The following is a 14,987-nucleotide window of genomic DNA, read 5'->3' as shown; positions in this document are numbered from 1 at the left end:
GGGTGAACGCGCATGTCAGAGGTTGCACCCGGCTAGTGTGATGTCGCGAACCAACCGCGAAGGAAACGCTCGCCATGACTTCTGCGCATGTCCGAACGCCGCTGCGTTTCGATGTCAGTGAGGTGATCGAGGAGCAGGCATCGCTGGCCGCGACCTACTACCCGGCGCGCAACCGCGTCGCGGCCCCCGCGGTGCTGGTCTGCCTGCCCGGTGGCACCTATAGCCGCGAATACTGGGATTTCCATGTCGCCGGCCAAAGCGGCTACAGCTTTGCCGAGTTCGCCACCGAGAACGGTTACGCGGTCCTGACGGTCGATCCGTTGGGCACCGGCGAAAGCTCAAAGCCCACAAGAGATTTCGATTTCAACGATATCGCTGCCGCGCTGGCCTGCGCCATCTCCGCGCTGCCCGCCGCAACCGGGGACCACGCGCCGCCGGTCGCCGTCGCGCATTCGCTGGGCGGCTACCTGGCGATCACTCAGCAAGCACTGTTCCCCAGCTATACGGGGCTGGCGATCTTCGGATGTACCAATCAGCATGTCGCGCCGCTGAACCTGGACCCGGCGTTCATTGCCCGCGCCGCTACGGCAGGCGGCCGCGCAGTGCTTGCGCAGGAGATCCTTTCGGCTCTTCCCCAAGCGTATTTCGAAGGCCCGCGCGAGCACATGCAGAGTTGGTTTCATCTCGACGACGTCCCCGCCGATGTCGTGGCGGCCGACTCCGTGACCACGAAATCGGTGGTACCGCGGATATTCGGAACGGCCATGATTCCCGGTGTGGTCGCCGAGCACGCCGCGCTGATCGACGTCCCCGTGCTCCTCGGCTACGGCGCGGTGGACGTCTCGCCGAACCCGCGCGCCGAGGCGGCCCTGTATTGCAGCAGCCCCGACATCACCACGTTTGTGTTGGCCCACAGCGCGCACTGCCACAACATGGCGTCGAGTCGGCTGCGGCTGTGGCAGCGACTGCTCACCTGGACCGAAACCGTCGGCGCGATCAATGCGCGCCGGACAGGTTCAACGTGACCACGCCGACGATGATCAGCCCGACGCCGACGACCTTCGTCACGGATATCGGGGAGCCCAAAAACAGCACGGCGATCAGCACGATGGCGGCCGTGCCGATCGCCGACCACAACGCATAGGCGACGTCCGTCTGCATACCGCGCTGGATCGACCACGCCAGGAGTGCAAAAGAGACGCCGTAGCCGACCAGACAGATCACGGTCGGCCACAGGCGACTGAAGCCCTCGGTGCTCTTGAGCAGGCTGGTCGCCACCACCTCCGCGATGATCGCGCCGAACAGGAGCAGGTATGTGAATGCGCCTCCTTGCATACGGATGTGTCTACACCACGTTTCACCTGGACGACGTCCGTAAGGTTTGCCTTGTGACGACAAAACTCGACCACCGGCTGGCCGGCTACACGCCGATCGTGCTGAGCCTGTTCCGGTTGGTCTATGGATTCCTGTTCGCCGGCTATGGCTCGATGCTGTTGTTCGGCTGGCCCGTCCGCACGATATCGCCCGAGGACGTCGGGACCTGGCCGGGTTGGTATGCCGGCGTCATCGAACTCGTGACGGGTCTTCTGGTCGGTGCCGGGTTATTCACTCGCGCAGCGGCATTCATCGCTTCCGGTCACATGGCGGTGGCCTACTTCTGGATGCATCAACCGAAGGCGTGGTGGCCCATCGGTGATCCACCGGCCGGCAACGGCGGAACGCCGGCGATTCTGTTCTGCTTTGGCTTTTTCCTGTTGGTCTTTGTCGGCGGGGGTCGCTATTCGATCGACGCTCGGCGTCGACGCTGAATCGGACTCAGTCGCCCCAGCGGCCATGCGAGGCGGCCAGTTCCAGCAGGGTGACGCCGTCGGTCTGGCGTTCACGCAGCACCTGGTTGGGGAAGGTGTAGGGCGGCGCTGCCTCGGGGCTGCGCTGTGCCTGCGCGACGATCGCATCCATCAGCGTGCTCGCCATGGCTAGCCGCGGATAGCGGGTGTGGATCCCGGCGGCAATGTCCTCGTCGATGAACTCGGCGTCGCGGCCGAAATCCACGCCGACACCGCTGCGCACCAGGTGGCACAGCGCTCCGCGCCGGTCGGCGATGCCCATTGACGTGTGCAGGGCAATGGCCTCCCACACGGCGTCCACCAGCGCGCGCTCGCAGCCGTGGTCGGTCAGCAGGGCCGCCGCCAGGTCGGCGCCTTCGACTTCGAACCTCTGCTTGCCCGCCGCCGCGGAGCCGGCACCGAGATCGTGGAGCACGCAGCCCAGAAACAGGGCGTCCCCGTCGTAGTCCGCGCCCGCGCGCATGCCTTCGTGTGCGGCGACCAGTTCACCGAACAGGTAACTGCGCACGCTGTGGTTGAAGACGGACGCCGCCTCGGTCGACTGCGCCAGCCGGATGGCGGCTTGTGCGACGGAAGTGTCGGGAAGAGTCGATATGACCTGCATGAACAGAACGTAAGGGCCGCCCTCGCCATGTCGTGAGTGGCTAAAAAGACGCAATCCCCACGATTTAGGCCACGGTGCCCGGGCACCGCGCTTGTAGTCCGGATAAATCAGTGATAATGACATTCTCTATATTGGAGAAGCCATTTCCGTCTACCGGACCGTCCCGAGGAGGCTCGACGATGACCGCGAACCAACGATGCGACGGATTGGTGGCCCTGGTCACCGGCAGCAGCCGAGGGTTGGGTAAGGCGATCGCCGCACGGTTGGCCGCGCGAGGCGCCACGGTCGCGCTGACCGCGCGCACGATGGACCCCGATCCCAAATACCACGGATCGCTACGCGAGACGGTCGACGAGATCGTGGCCGCGGGAGGCCGGGCCATCGCCGTGCAAGCAGATCTGTCCCAAGCCGAGGAACGCGAGCGGCTGTTCGGTGAAGTGGTGGACACTGTCGGCGCGCCGGACATCCTGGTGAACAATGCCGCGGTCACCTTCCTACGGCCCCTCGACGCGTTTCCCGAACGGCGTGCCCGGCTGATGATGGAAATGCATGTCCTCGGTCCATTGCAGCTGAGCCAGTTGGCAATTCCCGCGATGCGCGACCGCGGGCGGGGCTGGATTCTGAACCTGACCTCGGTCGGCGGCGATCTCCCGCCCGGCCCGCCCTTCTCCGAATTCGACCGAACCGCCGGCTTCGGCATCTACGGGACAGTCAAGGCCGCGCTCAACCGGCTAACGAAAAGCCTTGCCGCAGAACTGTATGACGACGGCATCGCCGTCAACGCCGCCGCTCCGTCCAATCCCGTCGCGACCCCGGGGGCGGGCACCCTCGACCTGGCCAAGACGGACACCGAGGACATCGAGCTGATCACCGAGACGGCGTTCCGGTTGTGCACGGGAGACCCGAAAACCCTGACCGGTCGCATCGCGCATACCCAGACCTTCCTCGCCGAGGTCGGCTGGTTTCAGCCCGCCGGCTGATGGTCGAGGTCGATCTCGACGAGCTGCGCCGGCGACTCGCGGCTGCCGACGTCACCGACGTCACCGCGCTGGCCGGTGGCGCTTCCAGCTTCACCTTTCGGGGTGCGCGATCCGGTAACCCGGTGGTCATCAAGCTCGCGCCGCCGGGGGTCGAGCCGATCGCGCACCGCGACGTGTTGCGCCAGTCCCGCATTCTCAAAGCGCTTGCCGCGACTAGGGTTCCGGTGCCCGAGGTGCTGTGGGAGCATCCGGGAGATCCACCCCTGATCCCGCCGCTGTTCGTGATGTCCCATGTCGACGGTGACTGCGTCGAGCCGCTGTTCGACGGGTGCCCGCCTTCGCCGGAGATGGCCGAACGCTACCGCAATGCGTGCCGGGCCATGGCCGCGCTGCACAGTCTGTCGCCGAGCGGTCTCGGGCTGGGTGGGGAACCGGTCATCGATCCGGTCTCGGAGGTCGAGCGCTGGTGCCAGACCTTGCGGACCGTCGATGCGGCACTCGTCCCCGGCTGGCAGCGTGTTCGCGATGCGTTATTGCGTTGTGCGCCAAACGCTATCGCGCCCAGCGTGGTACACGGTGACTTCCGGCTGGGCAATCTGATGGCGGCTGGGGCGAGTGTCAATGCGGTGATCGATTGGGAGATCTGGTCGATCGGTGATCCGCGAATCGATGCGGGCTGGTTTCTGATCAACTGCGATCCCGAGACGTACCAACGTGTTCCGGCCGCCGCCGGCATGGCACCGCCGATCGCCGAACTCGCCGCGATCTACCAAGATGAGCTGGGGCACGAGGTCGCCGACCTGGCCTGGTTCAGCGCGCTGGCCTGTTTCAAGTCGGCGGCGACCTGGTCGCTGATCGTCAAACACAACCGCCGAAGGAGTGCGCCGCGCGAAGAGTGGGAAGCGATGGCGCCTGCGTTGCCACGGCTGCTCGAGCGGGCGCGGTCGATGGTGCAGTGAGCGCGGCGATTACCCGCACCGGACAAAAATATTTTGGCAATACATTCCGAAACCGTCCCAGTTCTTCTCCAGCGGACGGCCCCGATCGGCCGGGTTGGTGAACAGTCCGGGATCGTCCACCGTTTCCAGTTGGTTCAATGTCGGCGGCATCGGCGGGGTCGAGGGGTCGGCCTGCGCCACCCCGGTACCGCCCACGAGCGCCGCGCCGATCGCGCCGGCAAGCAGCATGCCGGCGTAGGACCGAGTCTTCATCGCCGCCCTCTCTGTCGTTTGCCGGGTATCGCTCCCACAATTCTAGCGATCTGACCGGCTATGGGGGGCATGGCCAGCGTGCCGGGCCGACATCGCATATCAGTTACGAACGCAACACAACTTCGCCGGACCGGCCAGCGAGTTCTCCGCCTCGAATATTTCGGCGGATACCTTGTTGCCCGTGAGGCCGATTGCCCTGGTCGTACGTCGTGCTGCGGTGGTTGCCGCGTGCGTCGCGATGTCGGTGATCGTGGCTCCGGCGGCGGGTGGCGATCCACAGGCCGAGCCAGTTGCCGCGACGGGAGCCAACGACGGGCGGGTGCCCTCGAATCCTCCCGCGACCGTCAATACACCCGACGGCTGGATCCTGGGCCTCGGCGCCAAGGACGAGATGCAAGTTCCCGTGGCACCCCTGACCACCGCCGTCTCGTCTCGCGAGTACCTGTCCAGTGGAATATTCGTCGGTTCGCTGCGGGGCCCCGAACAGGCGCAGGGCCTCCTCGAAGTGGGTTACGAGATCGGTTGCGGCATCGACATGAGCACGTCCAACGGCGTCGAGTTAGGCGGTAATGCCGGCCTCACACCGTCGCTCGGTTTCACGGGCCTGATTCCCGTACCGGGAAACTTCCTGCCGGTGCTTTCCACCCCGGTGGGCGGCTCGATCAACGTGGGGCTCAAGCCCGGCTTCGTGATCGTCGTGCCGGTGACCAAAAAGCAGTTCAGGGGCTCCAATCCCTGGGTGATGATCAGCAACTTCCACGTCAAGATCGACGGTTGCGTGGGCCAGTCGTTCATCCGCTCCTACGCGACGATGACCCGAATGACCGATCTGTCCGACGTGGTGTTGTCCTATGTCGGCGTGACCACAGCCGTCTGAGCACCAGCCGCCTGCCCGGATACAATCCAATAACTCAATGGGTGAGGCGTTTTGGGGAGGCATCGTGACCGACGACGATTTCAACCGTCGCAACATCGAAGAGTTCCGCGCCAACCACGGCCGGCTCGGCGGACAGTTCGAAGGCGCACCGGTGCTGCTGTTGCATAGCAAGGGAGCTCGTAGCGGCGAGGAACGAGTGAATCCGATGATGTACCTGGCCGACGGTCAGCGCTACCTGGTGTTCGCATCCGCGGCCGGCGCCGACCGTAACCCGGCGTGGTACCACAATCTCGTGGCTCACCCCGACGCAAAGATTGAGGTAGGGGACGATCTCGTCGACGTTCACGCCGTCGAACTGCATGGTGCCGAACGCGACCAGACATACGCCGTTCAAGCCTCGCGGTATCCGGGCTTCGCCGACTACGAACGCAAAACCACCCGAACGATTCCCGTTCTTGCCCTGGTGCCGCAGCAATCGTCGTCATGATCGACGGCGCTACCGAAGCGGTTTAGCCGCGGGGGATGCCCGCCAGCTTGTCGGCGAACCTGGCCTCGGCGGCCGCCCGCAGCCGCAGCAGGTGTTCGGAGGGGAACAGATCGGGCGCGGGCTGCCGGTCTTTGAGCAACATGCGGGCCAGCGTCACCTTGTGCACTTCGGTCGGGCCGTCGGCGAGGCCGAGTACGAAGGATTCCACCAGGTATTGCACAAACGGCATCTCATGCGTGGTGCCCAACGAACCGTGTAGCTGAAGCGCCCGCGCTGACACGTCATGCAGCACCTTCTGCATCATCGCCTTGACCGCCGAGATATCGGCGCGCACCGCCTTGTAGTCGTTGAATTGATCGATCTTCCAAGCGGTTTGAAGGGTCAGCAGCCGGAATGCTTCGATCTCCATCCAGGAGTCGGCGATCATCTCCTGCACGAGTTGCTTGTTGGAGAGCACCTCGCCCTGGGTGTAGCGGGACACGGCCCGCTCACAGAGCATGTCGAAGATTCGGCGAACCAGGCCGACCGTGCGCATCGCGTGGTGGATGCGACCGCCGCCGAGACGGGTTTGCGCCACGACGAACGCGCCACCCCGCGGGCCCAGCATGTGATCGGCCGGCACCCGCACGTTCTCGTAACGGACGTAGCCCTCGCGCCCGCCGCCGGCGGGCTGATACCCCAGTCCGACGTCGCGCATCACGTTGATGCCGGGCGTGTCACCGGGGACGACGAACATCGAATAGCGTTGATACGGCGGCGCATCCGGGTCGGTCATCGCCATCACGATGATGAACGACGCCATCGAGGCGAACGACGAGAACCACTTCTCCCCGTTGATGATCCAGTGCTCGCCGTCGGGGACCGCGGACGTGGTGAACACCTTCGGGTCGGCGCCGCCCTGCGGTTCGGTCATCGAGAAGCAGGACACGATGCGGTTATCCAGCAACGGCTCGAGGTAACGCGACTTGAGCTCGGGCGTGCCGTAGTGCGCGAGGATCTCGCTGTTGCCGGAATCGGGTGCCTGCGAACCGAACACGATCGGCGCGCATTCCGAGCGACCCAGAATCTCGTTGAGCAGAGCCAGCTTCACCTGACCGAAGCCAGGGCCACCCAGATGCGGACCGAGGTGAGTGGCCCACAGCCCGCGGTCCTTGACGATCTCCTGCAGCGGGGGGATCAGCGCCTGGCGCACTGGATCGTTGAGGTCGTGCGACTCCTTGACGATCAGGTCGATGGGCTCGCACTCGGTGCGCACGAAGTCCTCGACCCATTCAAGTTGTTGTGCCCACTCCGGATCAGTGGAGAAATCCCACGACATCAGTCATTCCCTTCGTTCGTCAACGCTTTGCGCCACGCTTTGTCCCACGATGCCGGCGTGCACCAGTTCGGTGACGGCGCGCTCATCGAATCCCATCTCGCGCAGCAAGGCGTGCGTGTGGTCGCCCGGCAACGACGGCGACGAGGGCGCATCGGGCCTGGTACGCGAGAAGCGTGGAGCGGGCGCGGGCTGGGTGATCCCGTCGACGGCCAGGAAGGTTTCCCGGGTGACGAGGTGTGGGTGCCGGGGCGCTTCCGATAGCGAAAGCACCGGTGTCGCACAGCATCCCGGTGAGTCGAGGAGTTGTTCCCACTCGCCGCGAGACTTCTCGGCGAAGCGAGCGGCCAGTGCCGCGCGGTGTGCGGCCCAGGTGTCCGGCTCGTCGTCGTCGTGCGGCACGTCGACGCCAAGACGATCGCAGAGTTCGGTGTAGAACTTGGGTTCCATCGCGCCGACAGCGATGTGCTGTCCATCCGCGGTGGCGTAGGCGCCGTAAAAATGCGCGGCACCGTCGAGCAGGTTGTCCTGGCGGCGGTCGCGCCAGGTGCCGGCGGGCACCATCCCGAAGTACGGTGCCAGCAGGGTTGCGACGCCGTCGACCATCGCAACGTCGAGCACCTGACCCTCGCCCGACTCGCGGGCCTCCAGAATCGCGCTGAGCAGGCCGACCGCCAGCAGCATTCCGCCGCCGCCGTAGTCGGCGACCAAATTGAGTGGCGGAATGGGTGTTTCGGCGGTGCCGATGCCGTGCAGGGCACCGGCCAGCGCGAGGTAATTGATGTCGTGGCCGGCATGCCCGGCCAGCGGTCCGTCCTGGCCATAGCCGGTCATGCGTGCGTACACGAGACGAGGATTGTGCGTCCGCAGCGCATCGGGGCCAATGCCCAGCCGTTCGGCCACGCCCGGGCGGTACACGTCGACGAAGGCATCGGCGTCGGCGACCAGTCGGTGGACGAGGTCGCGGCCGCGGGGATCTTTCACGTCGACGGCAACCGAGCGCTGGCTACGGCGGACCGTGTAGTCGACGGGGAGTGGACCGTCAACGCCCGCGAGGGTATCGACGCGGACGACGTCTGCGCCCAAGTCTCCCAACAACATCCCGCAGAACGGGGCCGGTCCGAGCCCGCCCATCATCACGATGCGGACCCCGCGCAGCGGACCGCTCACTTGGACCACTTCTGCCGGCGGGCGGCCGCTTCCTCGGTGGCGTGCGAGATCACCTGATTGCGGTTCTCCAGCTCCAGCGCCGAGGACAGATTCGGCGCATCGGTGTTGACTTGCAGCGCACGCTTGGTCAGCTGCACGCCCAGCGGCGACAGGTCGGCGATCAGCGATGCCAACTCGACCGCACGGTCGGTCAGCCGATCCGGCTCGACGAGCTCGCTGATCAGACCGCGCCGGTCGGCCTCGGCCGCCGATACCGTACGGCCGGTGAGCATCCAGTCGGCAGCGACACTGGTCCCGACGATGCGGGGCAAGTGGTAACTCATGCCCATCTCAGCGCCCGACAACCCGAGCAGGATCGCGGCGTTTCCGAATGATGCTGCCGTCGAACAGATTCGAATGTCAGAGGCGAGGCACAGCGCGAATCCCGCGCCCACGCACGGGCCGTTGACCGCAGCGATGACGGGCTGGGGCAGCGCACGCAGGGCTTCGGCCAGTGCGGCCATCCCCTCCTGAAACCGCATCCGGTCCAGCGCGGGTGCGCTGGCCTCGAGCATGCTGGGCCCGAAGTCGCGCACATCGAGCCCGGCGCAAAAGCCCCGACCGGCGCCGGTGAGAACGACGGCGCGCGCCGCGCTGTCGTCGGCCAAATCGGCTAGGAACTGCGTCAATTCGTTTTGCATGACCTCGTTGATGGCGTTGAGCCGCTCGGGGCGGTTCAGCCGCAGGACGACGACGCCGTCGCGCGGCCGGTCGAGGTCGAGCGTGCTCGGCTTGGTCATATTCGGGTCACACCCGCTCGATGATCGTCGCGGTGCCCATGCCGCCGCCGGTACACATCGTCACCAGTCCTGTTGTCAGGTCCCGGCGTTCGAGTTCATCGAGGACGGTCCCGATCAGCATCGCGCCGGTCGCGCCGATCGGGTGGCCCAGTGCGATCGCGCCTCCGTTGACATTGACCCGGTCGGGATCGATGTCGAGGTCGCGGATTGTCTTGAGGGGGACGGCGGCGAATGCTTCGTTGATCTCCCATAGGTCGATGTCCGCCACGGTCATGCCGGCCCGCTGCAGGCAGCGCTGCGCGGCCGGCCCGGGTGCGGTGAGCATGATGATCGGTTCACTGCCGATCGCGGCGGCGGCCCGGATCTGACCGCGCGGTTGTACACCGTTGGCGCGCGCCCAGTTCGGCGACGCGAGCAACACGGCCGCCGCGCCGTCGACCACCCCCGAGGAATTTCCCGCGTGATGAACGTGGTCGACGTGGTCGATGCCGGGGTAGCGCTGAAGGCAGATCTCGTCGAACGTGCGGTGCTCACCGTCGACACCTGTCGCGCCCATCGCCGCGAACGCCGGCCGCAGGCGCGCCAGGGTCTCGGCGGAGGTCCCGGGGCGAGGGTGCTCGTCGCGGGCGACTGCACCGTCGGGTGTGGCCACTTCGACCAGGGAGCGATCGAATCGTCCCTCGTCGATCGCGGCGGCGGCGCGGTTCTGGCTCAGTGCGGCGTAGGTGTCGACGACCTCGCGGGTGAAACCCTCGAGGGTCGCGATGAGATCCGCCGAAATACCTTGCGGAACAGTCGGATGGAGCGCCCGCAAGTCGGCGTTGTTGCCGTCGATCGTCGGCACTCCGGCCGTGACGTCCCACCGTGACATCGATTCGACTCCGCCGGCGATCACCAGATCGTCGGCGCCCGCAGCGATCGAGGACGCCGCGACGGTGACCGCTTGCTGACCCGAACCGCAGAAGCGGTTCAGCGTCATCCCCGGCACGGTCTCGGGCCAGCCCGCCAGCAGAACCGACAGGCGCGCGATGTCGTCACCGTGGTCACCGGACAGGATGCCGTTGCCGGCGATCACGTCATCGACGTTCGCGGGGTCGAAACCGGTACGTTTCGCCAGCGCCGTCAGGCAGGTGGCGAACAGCGTCTGCGGATGTACGTCGTGCAGTCCGCCGTCCGGGCGGCCCCGCCCGCGCGGCGTGCGTACCGCGTCGAGAATCCAGGCGTCGATGTTGGGCTCCGATCGTTGTGCGAGGGGTTCGATACGGCGGATTCGTACTGATCGTAATCCGTCTCTCGACTTTGGAGAATAACCCTCTCCAAAATAGCGAAGCCATTCTCGGGTCCCGTCGGGAGATCAGGCCGGTGGTTACGCCGTGGCGGCGCCGTGCTGCGACAGGGCGGTTGACCGCCCCGACCGACGCAGCGTCGCCGCCGGTGTTTCGCCGTATCGGCTGGCGTGTGCCGCGGCGAACCGTCCCGGGTTGGAGTATCCCCAGCGCTTGGCGATCGAGGCCACCGTTTCGACCGAGGGATCGGACTCGAGCAGTTGCTGATGTGCGCGCCTCAACCGCACCTGCCGAAGGTAAGTCGTCGGCGACATGCCCATGTGGCGAATGAAGCTCTGCTGCAGGGCGCGCGAGCTGACGTGACATTCGGCAGCCAGGGATGCAACCGTCAGGGGCAGCTGGGGCTCCGACTCGATGATGTCGACTGCGGGTCGAATAGTAAGGGGTGCAACAAGTTTGGTACGTTCTGCGAGTGTGGCCCGGTAGGGGTGGTCCGCGGCGAGCAGCAGTGCATGGAGCAAGCTGTCCACGAAAGGCGTTGCCACCAGCGGTTGTGCCAGAGCGCTGTCAGTTCGAAAGAGTTCCTGGGCGAACACGGTGAACATGTGCATCCAGCTGCGGGCGGGCCCTTTGGTGGTGACCATGGACGGCTTGAATTCGATCTGTGTGGTCAACGGGCGTCCGAGCGCCTCGCTGAGCGTGTCCTCGAGCGCATTGCGGCTCACCCGCAATGCAATCATTCGGCAGCCCGCATGCCAGCGAGGAACGCGCAGTTCTCCCTCGGGCAGGCAAATAGTGGCAAGACCGGGCGCATAGGTAATCGAGGAGCCGCGCTGGAATAGCTCCATTTGTCCGGACGCGAGAATATTGACTTGGTAAAACGGTCGGTCGTGAGTGCAGTGGATACAGGCATCCACGTTGAAGGCCAGGTCAATGACCGTAATCGGCTCGACGATGCCGGCGCGTTGGGTCAGCGAAAACGGCTTCCGACGGTCCGCGGGGCCGAGCGTTTGCAGACACGGAAAGAATTTGGCGACTTGCTTGAAGGCGTCGGTTGTCTTGAGTTCCGTACCGATAGACGGTTGGCTTTTCTCGCCCATTTCGAACTCCGCTTCTGCTGCTTCGCAGTCCGGTTGACCGGACTACTCGGGCATTCGCGGCGAGTGCCTGTACGGATCGCTTAATGTGGCGGACGTCACATCGATTGCGGTTCGGGCACTTTCCAGAATTCGCGGATTGCCGGCCTCGGTAGGAGGCCGAACCTAAGTACGCGTAGCAAAGTGTCTCAAACGTTGCGCGAACTGTACTGATAAGAGGTATCGCGGCTCTAGCGGCTCTAGCCTCGCTGTGAAAGCGTTACCCGACAACGGATTTCGGATATGCGATCGGAGTGAGATGACTACATCGCCAGCACAGTGTCCCGCATCACACGAGGAACTGTTGGCGGGCGCGGTGCGATTGCAGCCGCTGCTTCGCGAAAGCACGTTGGCAAGTGAAGCCATGCGCAAGCTGCCGGACGAGGCGATTGATGCCCTGACCGACGCCGGCTTTTTCCGCTTGCTCAAGCCGGGCCGATTCGGGGGTGTACACGCCCGGCAACGGACGATGCTCGAGATCGCTGAAACGCTCGGGCAGGCAAACGGATCGGCGGCATGGTTGGTGAGCATCGGAGCCACGGCAGCGGTCGTGGCGAGGCATGGCTCGGAGCAGGCCCAATCCGAGATCTTCGGTGCGCCCGACTCCCGGATCGCCGGCGGACTGGCCCCGGGCAGCGCGCGCCGGGTGGATGGCGGATTCTCGGTCAGCGGAAGCTGGTCGTACGCGTCGGGTGCACCGCATGCCGACTGGGCATCCATTGGCGTCGTGGTGCCCGATCAGGACAACGCCGGCATGGAGACCTTTCTGTGCTTCGTGCCGGCGTCCGAAGTGCGACTGCGCGACACCTGGCACACGGCCGGTATGCGCGGCACGGCGAGCCAAACATTGTTGGCCGAAGAGGTTTTCGTGCCGAAACACCGCGCGATCGCTTTCGAGACATTGGCGAGCGGGGGGATGTCGGGAAGTGAATCCGGGTATCGGCTTCCGTTGGCGCCGATGGCCGCCCTGCTTCTGGTGGGGCCGCTGCTCGGTCTTGGTCAAGCGGCTGTCGACCTGGTGCTTCAAACGGCTCCGTCGAAGTCACTGTCCAACACATCCTTTGTCCACCAGAGTGATTCGGCGGGTGTGCAGATACAGGTCGCCGAGGCGGAACTCAAACTGCGGACCGCCAGGCTGCACGCCTACGAGGTCGCCGACGCATTGGATGCGGGCGAGATCGTCAACGGCGAAGCGGGGTATCCGCTTCGTGCTCAAGCGCGTGCGCAGTGCGGCTACGCAGCCCGGCAAGTACTCGAAGCGATACAGACGCTGATCAATGTCCACGGGGCGGGAAGCTTCGCCGATTCCAGTGCAATGCAGCAGTATTGGCGCGATGCCAACGTCGCGGCGCGACACGCTGCATTGAATTCCTTCGTCGGTTACGAGATCTACGGAAAGTCACTGCTGGGCGTGTCCGAACGTATCGCTCCGCTGGTGTGAGGGGTAGGAATGTCGACGTTGTCTGCAGGGTGGCCGAGGCGGGTCCAGGTGCCGCTAAGCCACGAGGTCATCTTCACCAACCCAATTGGTCTGACCGACAAGATCATCTAAGCCGGCCGCGACTGAAATCATCCCTGATGCGGAGGAATCATGAATTTCGTAAGCCCCTTTCCCGACGTCGTCATCCCGGACACCGGGGTGTACGACTACGTGTTCGGCGACCTCGGCGAGGCCGACGGCGATCGTGTTGCCCTTGTCGAGACCGCAACCGGAACCGAACTGAGCTACCGCGCGCTGGTCGCCCAGATCCAGTCCTTCGCCGGCGTATTGGCGCAGCGGGGGATCGGTGTGGGCGACGTAGTGGCGCTGCTGTCGTCGAACAGTGCGGCGTTCGCGGCGGCCCTGCACGGAATCCTGCGGGCCGGCGCAACGGCCACGCCGATCAACGTGTTGTCCACCGTGGACGAGATCGTGCGTCAGTTACGGGATTCGGGTGCGCGACTGTTGATCGCGGCATCACGATTTCGGACGCAGGCCGAGGAAGCGGCCGGCCTCACCGGTATCGATGTTCTGCTGCTCGATATTGACGTTTGCGTAAACCCAACGGGCAGTGGCGGTCCGGAGATCGATTTCGATGCCGCGACACATGTGGCGGTGCTTCCCTTCAGCTCGGGGACCACCGGAAAACCCAAGGGTGTGATGCTGACCCATCGCAACCTCGTCGCCAACGTAGCCCAATTGCACCCAGTGTCAGGCGTGGGTCCCGATGAGACACTGATCGCGGTGGTTCCTTTCTTTCACAGCTACGGATTGACCGGGCTGTTGTGTGCCGCGCTGCGAGACCGAGCGCGGCTGATCGTGATGCCGGCCTTCGACCTGGGCGAATTTCTGGCTGCCATCCAGAAGTACCGCGTCACACAGGCTTACATCGTGCCGCCGGTGGCCGTCGCGTTAGCCAAAGACCCGATGGTCGATTCCTTCGACCTGTCTTCGCTGCACACCCTCACGTCGGCGGCCGCGCCGCTGGACGAAGAATTGGCCAAGGCGGTGACGCAGCGACTCGGCTGCCGCGTCGTGCAGGCATATGGGATGACCGAATTAAGTCCGGCCAGCCACGTGATTCCGCTGGAAGGTCGGCATCCCGCGGGCGTAGAGGCTCCCGTCAGCTCCTGTGGGTGGACCGTGCCGAACTCGGAGAGCAAGATCGTCGACATCGAGACCGGGGACGAAATACCTGTTCCCGCTTCGGGCTTGAGTGAGCCGGGCGAGCTCTGCTTCCGCGGACCCAATGTGATGGCCGGCTATCTGGGAAACGCTGCCGCGACCGCGGAGATCATCGATGCCGACGGCTTCCTCCATACCGGTGATCTGGCGCGAGTGGACGCCGCGGGCTGCGTGTACATCGTGGACCGGCTCAAGGAGCTCATCAAGTACAAGGGTTATCAGGTCGCACCCGCCGAACTCGAGGCGCTCCTGTTGACCCACCCGGGTATCGCCGACGTCGCGGTTGTCGGTGTCATCCACAACGTTTCGGGTGAGGAGATCCCGAAGGCATACGTGGTGCGGCAGGGTGGCGTCGCACTCTCGAAAGGTGAGGTCATCGACTTCGTCGCAGGAAAAGTCGCTCCTTACAAGAAGATTCGCCAGGTCGAGTTCGTCGAAAAGATTCCGAAGTCGCCGACAGGCAAGATTCTGCGCAAGGATCTGCGCGCGCGCCAACCATGACGAGCTAACGAAAGGGCACGATATGGGTGACCGCGGCGTCGTGCTCGGTTTCGATGGCGTACCTGTTCATTTGGCGCCGGCACCCGCGGCCGATGGACGGTATTTCCACGGGATCTTGACCCGGCCCGG

General features: G+C 65.0%; 16 protein-coding genes. 8 read left to right on the top strand and 8 right to left on the bottom strand.

Going from position 1 to position 14,987, the window contains the following annotated elements; genetic code table 11:
- Nucleotides 1-74: 74 nt before the first annotated feature.
- Entirely contained in the window at nucleotides 75-1,025 is a 951-nt protein-coding gene (locus tag LMQ14_RS19515) for an alpha/beta fold hydrolase (RefSeq protein ID WP_267731161.1), read from the top strand.
- Here the strand turns inward: LMQ14_RS19515 and LMQ14_RS19510 are convergent.
- A complete protein-coding gene (locus tag LMQ14_RS19510) occupies nucleotides 997-1,335 on the bottom strand; it encodes a DMT family transporter (RefSeq protein WP_267731160.1) in 339 nt (112 codons plus the stop codon). The genes LMQ14_RS19515 and LMQ14_RS19510 overlap by 29 nt on opposite strands.
- A 53-nt stretch (nucleotides 1,336-1,388) precedes the next feature.
- Here LMQ14_RS19510 and LMQ14_RS19505 point away from each other — a divergent pair, with 53 nt between their 5' ends.
- The gene (locus LMQ14_RS19505; protein WP_267731159.1) at nucleotides 1,389-1,808 is read left to right on the top strand and encodes a DoxX family protein; all 420 of its coding nucleotides are present in this window, start codon (nucleotides 1,389-1,391) and stop codon (nucleotides 1,806-1,808) included.
- A gap of 7 nt (nucleotides 1,809-1,815) precedes the next feature.
- Here LMQ14_RS19505 and LMQ14_RS19500 read toward each other — a convergent pair whose 3' ends face one another.
- Entirely contained in the window at nucleotides 1,816-2,451 is a 636-nt protein-coding gene (locus tag LMQ14_RS19500; protein WP_267731158.1) for an HD domain-containing protein, read from the bottom strand.
- A 179-nt stretch (nucleotides 2,452-2,630) separates the two neighbouring features.
- On the opposite strand from LMQ14_RS19500, the gene LMQ14_RS19495 reads away from it, so the two are divergent.
- Both LMQ14_RS19495 and LMQ14_RS19490 read left to right on the top strand, forming a co-directional pair.
- On the top strand, nucleotides 2,631-3,431 hold the full coding sequence (locus LMQ14_RS19495) for an SDR family NAD(P)-dependent oxidoreductase (RefSeq protein WP_267731157.1): 801 nt from the start codon (nucleotides 2,631-2,633) through the stop codon (nucleotides 3,429-3,431).
- Nucleotides 3,431-4,390: a phosphotransferase family protein gene (locus tag LMQ14_RS19490; RefSeq protein ID WP_267731156.1), complete on the top strand. Its 960-nt coding sequence runs from the start codon at nucleotides 3,431-3,433 to the stop codon at nucleotides 4,388-4,390. Before LMQ14_RS19495 ends, LMQ14_RS19490 begins: the two co-directional genes overlap by 1 nt.
- 9 nt (nucleotides 4,391-4,399) lie before the next feature.
- Here LMQ14_RS19490 and LMQ14_RS19485 read toward each other — a convergent pair whose 3' ends face one another.
- Nucleotides 4,400-4,642, bottom strand: coding sequence for a hypothetical protein (locus tag LMQ14_RS19485; protein ID WP_267731155.1), 243 nt, complete (start codon nucleotides 4,640-4,642; stop codon nucleotides 4,400-4,402).
- Nucleotides 4,643-4,838: 196 nt separating this feature from the next.
- Between LMQ14_RS19485 and LMQ14_RS19480 the strand changes: the two genes are divergently transcribed.
- Both LMQ14_RS19480 and LMQ14_RS19475 read left to right on the top strand, forming a co-directional pair.
- Nucleotides 4,839-5,519 carry an MspA family porin gene (locus tag LMQ14_RS19480; RefSeq protein WP_267735602.1) on the top strand — a complete coding sequence of 227 codons (681 nt, stop codon included), beginning with the start codon at nucleotides 4,839-4,841 and terminating at the stop codon, nucleotides 5,517-5,519.
- 37 nt (nucleotides 5,520-5,556) lie between these two features.
- Nucleotides 5,557-6,006 (top strand): nitroreductase family deazaflavin-dependent oxidoreductase, encoded by a 450-nt coding sequence (locus LMQ14_RS19475; RefSeq protein WP_267731154.1) that lies wholly within the window; start codon nucleotides 5,557-5,559, stop codon nucleotides 6,004-6,006.
- A 22-nt stretch (nucleotides 6,007-6,028) separates the two neighbouring features.
- Here LMQ14_RS19475 and LMQ14_RS19470 read toward each other — a convergent pair whose 3' ends face one another.
- The 5 genes from LMQ14_RS19470 to LMQ14_RS19450 form a co-directional block, all read right to left on the bottom strand.
- Nucleotides 6,029-7,324 carry an acyl-CoA dehydrogenase family protein gene (locus tag LMQ14_RS19470; protein WP_267731153.1) on the bottom strand — a complete coding sequence of 432 codons (1,296 nt, stop codon included), beginning with the start codon at nucleotides 7,322-7,324 and terminating at the stop codon, nucleotides 6,029-6,031.
- A gap of 3 nt (nucleotides 7,325-7,327) precedes the next feature.
- Complete coding sequence (locus LMQ14_RS19465; protein WP_267731152.1) at nucleotides 7,328-8,491, bottom strand: CaiB/BaiF CoA transferase family protein; 1,164 nt, start codon at nucleotides 8,489-8,491, stop codon at nucleotides 7,328-7,330.
- Nucleotides 8,488-9,270, bottom strand: coding sequence for an enoyl-CoA hydratase/isomerase family protein (locus LMQ14_RS19460; protein ID WP_267731151.1), 783 nt, complete (start codon nucleotides 9,268-9,270; stop codon nucleotides 8,488-8,490). Before LMQ14_RS19460 ends, LMQ14_RS19465 begins: the two co-directional genes overlap by 4 nt.
- A gap of 7 nt (nucleotides 9,271-9,277) precedes the next feature.
- Entirely contained in the window at nucleotides 9,278-10,486 is a 1,209-nt protein-coding gene (locus LMQ14_RS19455; protein WP_420714699.1) for an acetyl-CoA C-acetyltransferase, read from the bottom strand.
- A gap of 150 nt (nucleotides 10,487-10,636) precedes the next feature.
- The gene (locus tag LMQ14_RS19450) at nucleotides 10,637-11,656 is read right to left on the bottom strand and encodes an AraC family transcriptional regulator (RefSeq protein WP_267731150.1); all 1,020 of its coding nucleotides are present in this window, start codon (nucleotides 11,654-11,656) and stop codon (nucleotides 10,637-10,639) included.
- A 400-nt stretch (nucleotides 11,657-12,056) separates the two neighbouring features.
- Between LMQ14_RS19450 and LMQ14_RS19445 the strand changes: the two genes are divergently transcribed.
- A complete protein-coding gene (locus tag LMQ14_RS19445; RefSeq protein WP_267731149.1) occupies nucleotides 12,057-13,133 on the top strand; it encodes an acyl-CoA dehydrogenase family protein in 1,077 nt (358 codons plus the stop codon).
- Between the two features lie 150 nt (nucleotides 13,134-13,283).
- Nucleotides 13,284-14,858, top strand: a complete 1,575-nt coding sequence (locus LMQ14_RS19440; RefSeq protein WP_267731148.1) for an AMP-binding protein — start codon at nucleotides 13,284-13,286, stop codon at nucleotides 14,856-14,858.
- Nucleotides 14,859-14,987: the final 129 nt, after the last annotated feature.

The sequence above is a fragment of the Mycobacterium sp. Aquia_213 genome (assembly GCF_026625985.1).
Taxonomy (GTDB): domain Bacteria; phylum Actinomycetota; class Actinomycetes; order Mycobacteriales; family Mycobacteriaceae; genus Mycobacterium.
This window is presented reverse-complemented; position numbering and strand designations above follow the sequence as displayed.

Coding starts and splice junctions, on each gene's coding strand:
- LMQ14_RS19515 (WP_267731161.1), top strand. CDS start 75: ATGACTTCTGCGCATGTCCGAACGCCGCTGCGTTTCGATGTCAGTGAG.
- LMQ14_RS19510 (WP_267731160.1), bottom strand. CDS start 1,335: ATGCAAGGAGGCGCATTCACATACCTGCTCCTGTTCGGCGCGATCATC.
- LMQ14_RS19500 (WP_267731158.1), bottom strand. CDS start 2,451: ATGCAGGTCATATCGACTCTTCCCGACACTTCCGTCGCACAAGCCGCC.
- LMQ14_RS19495 (WP_267731157.1), top strand. CDS start 2,631: ATGACCGCGAACCAACGATGCGACGGATTGGTGGCCCTGGTCACCGGC.
- LMQ14_RS19490 (WP_267731156.1), top strand. CDS start 3,431: ATGGTCGAGGTCGATCTCGACGAGCTGCGCCGGCGACTCGCGGCTGCC.
- LMQ14_RS19485 (WP_267731155.1), bottom strand. CDS start 4,642: ATGAAGACTCGGTCCTACGCCGGCATGCTGCTTGCCGGCGCGATCGGC.
- LMQ14_RS19475 (WP_267731154.1), top strand. CDS start 5,557: ATGGGTGAGGCGTTTTGGGGAGGCATCGTGACCGACGACGATTTCAAC.
- LMQ14_RS19470 (WP_267731153.1), bottom strand. CDS start 7,324: ATGTCGTGGGATTTCTCCACTGATCCGGAGTGGGCACAACAACTTGAA.
- LMQ14_RS19460 (WP_267731151.1), bottom strand. CDS start 9,270: ATGACCAAGCCGAGCACGCTCGACCTCGACCGGCCGCGCGACGGCGTC.
- LMQ14_RS19450 (WP_267731150.1), bottom strand. CDS start 11,656: ATGGGCGAGAAAAGCCAACCGTCTATCGGTACGGAACTCAAGACAACC.
- LMQ14_RS19445 (WP_267731149.1), top strand. CDS start 12,057: ATGCGCAAGCTGCCGGACGAGGCGATTGATGCCCTGACCGACGCCGGC.
- LMQ14_RS19440 (WP_267731148.1), top strand. CDS start 13,284: ATGAATTTCGTAAGCCCCTTTCCCGACGTCGTCATCCCGGACACCGGG.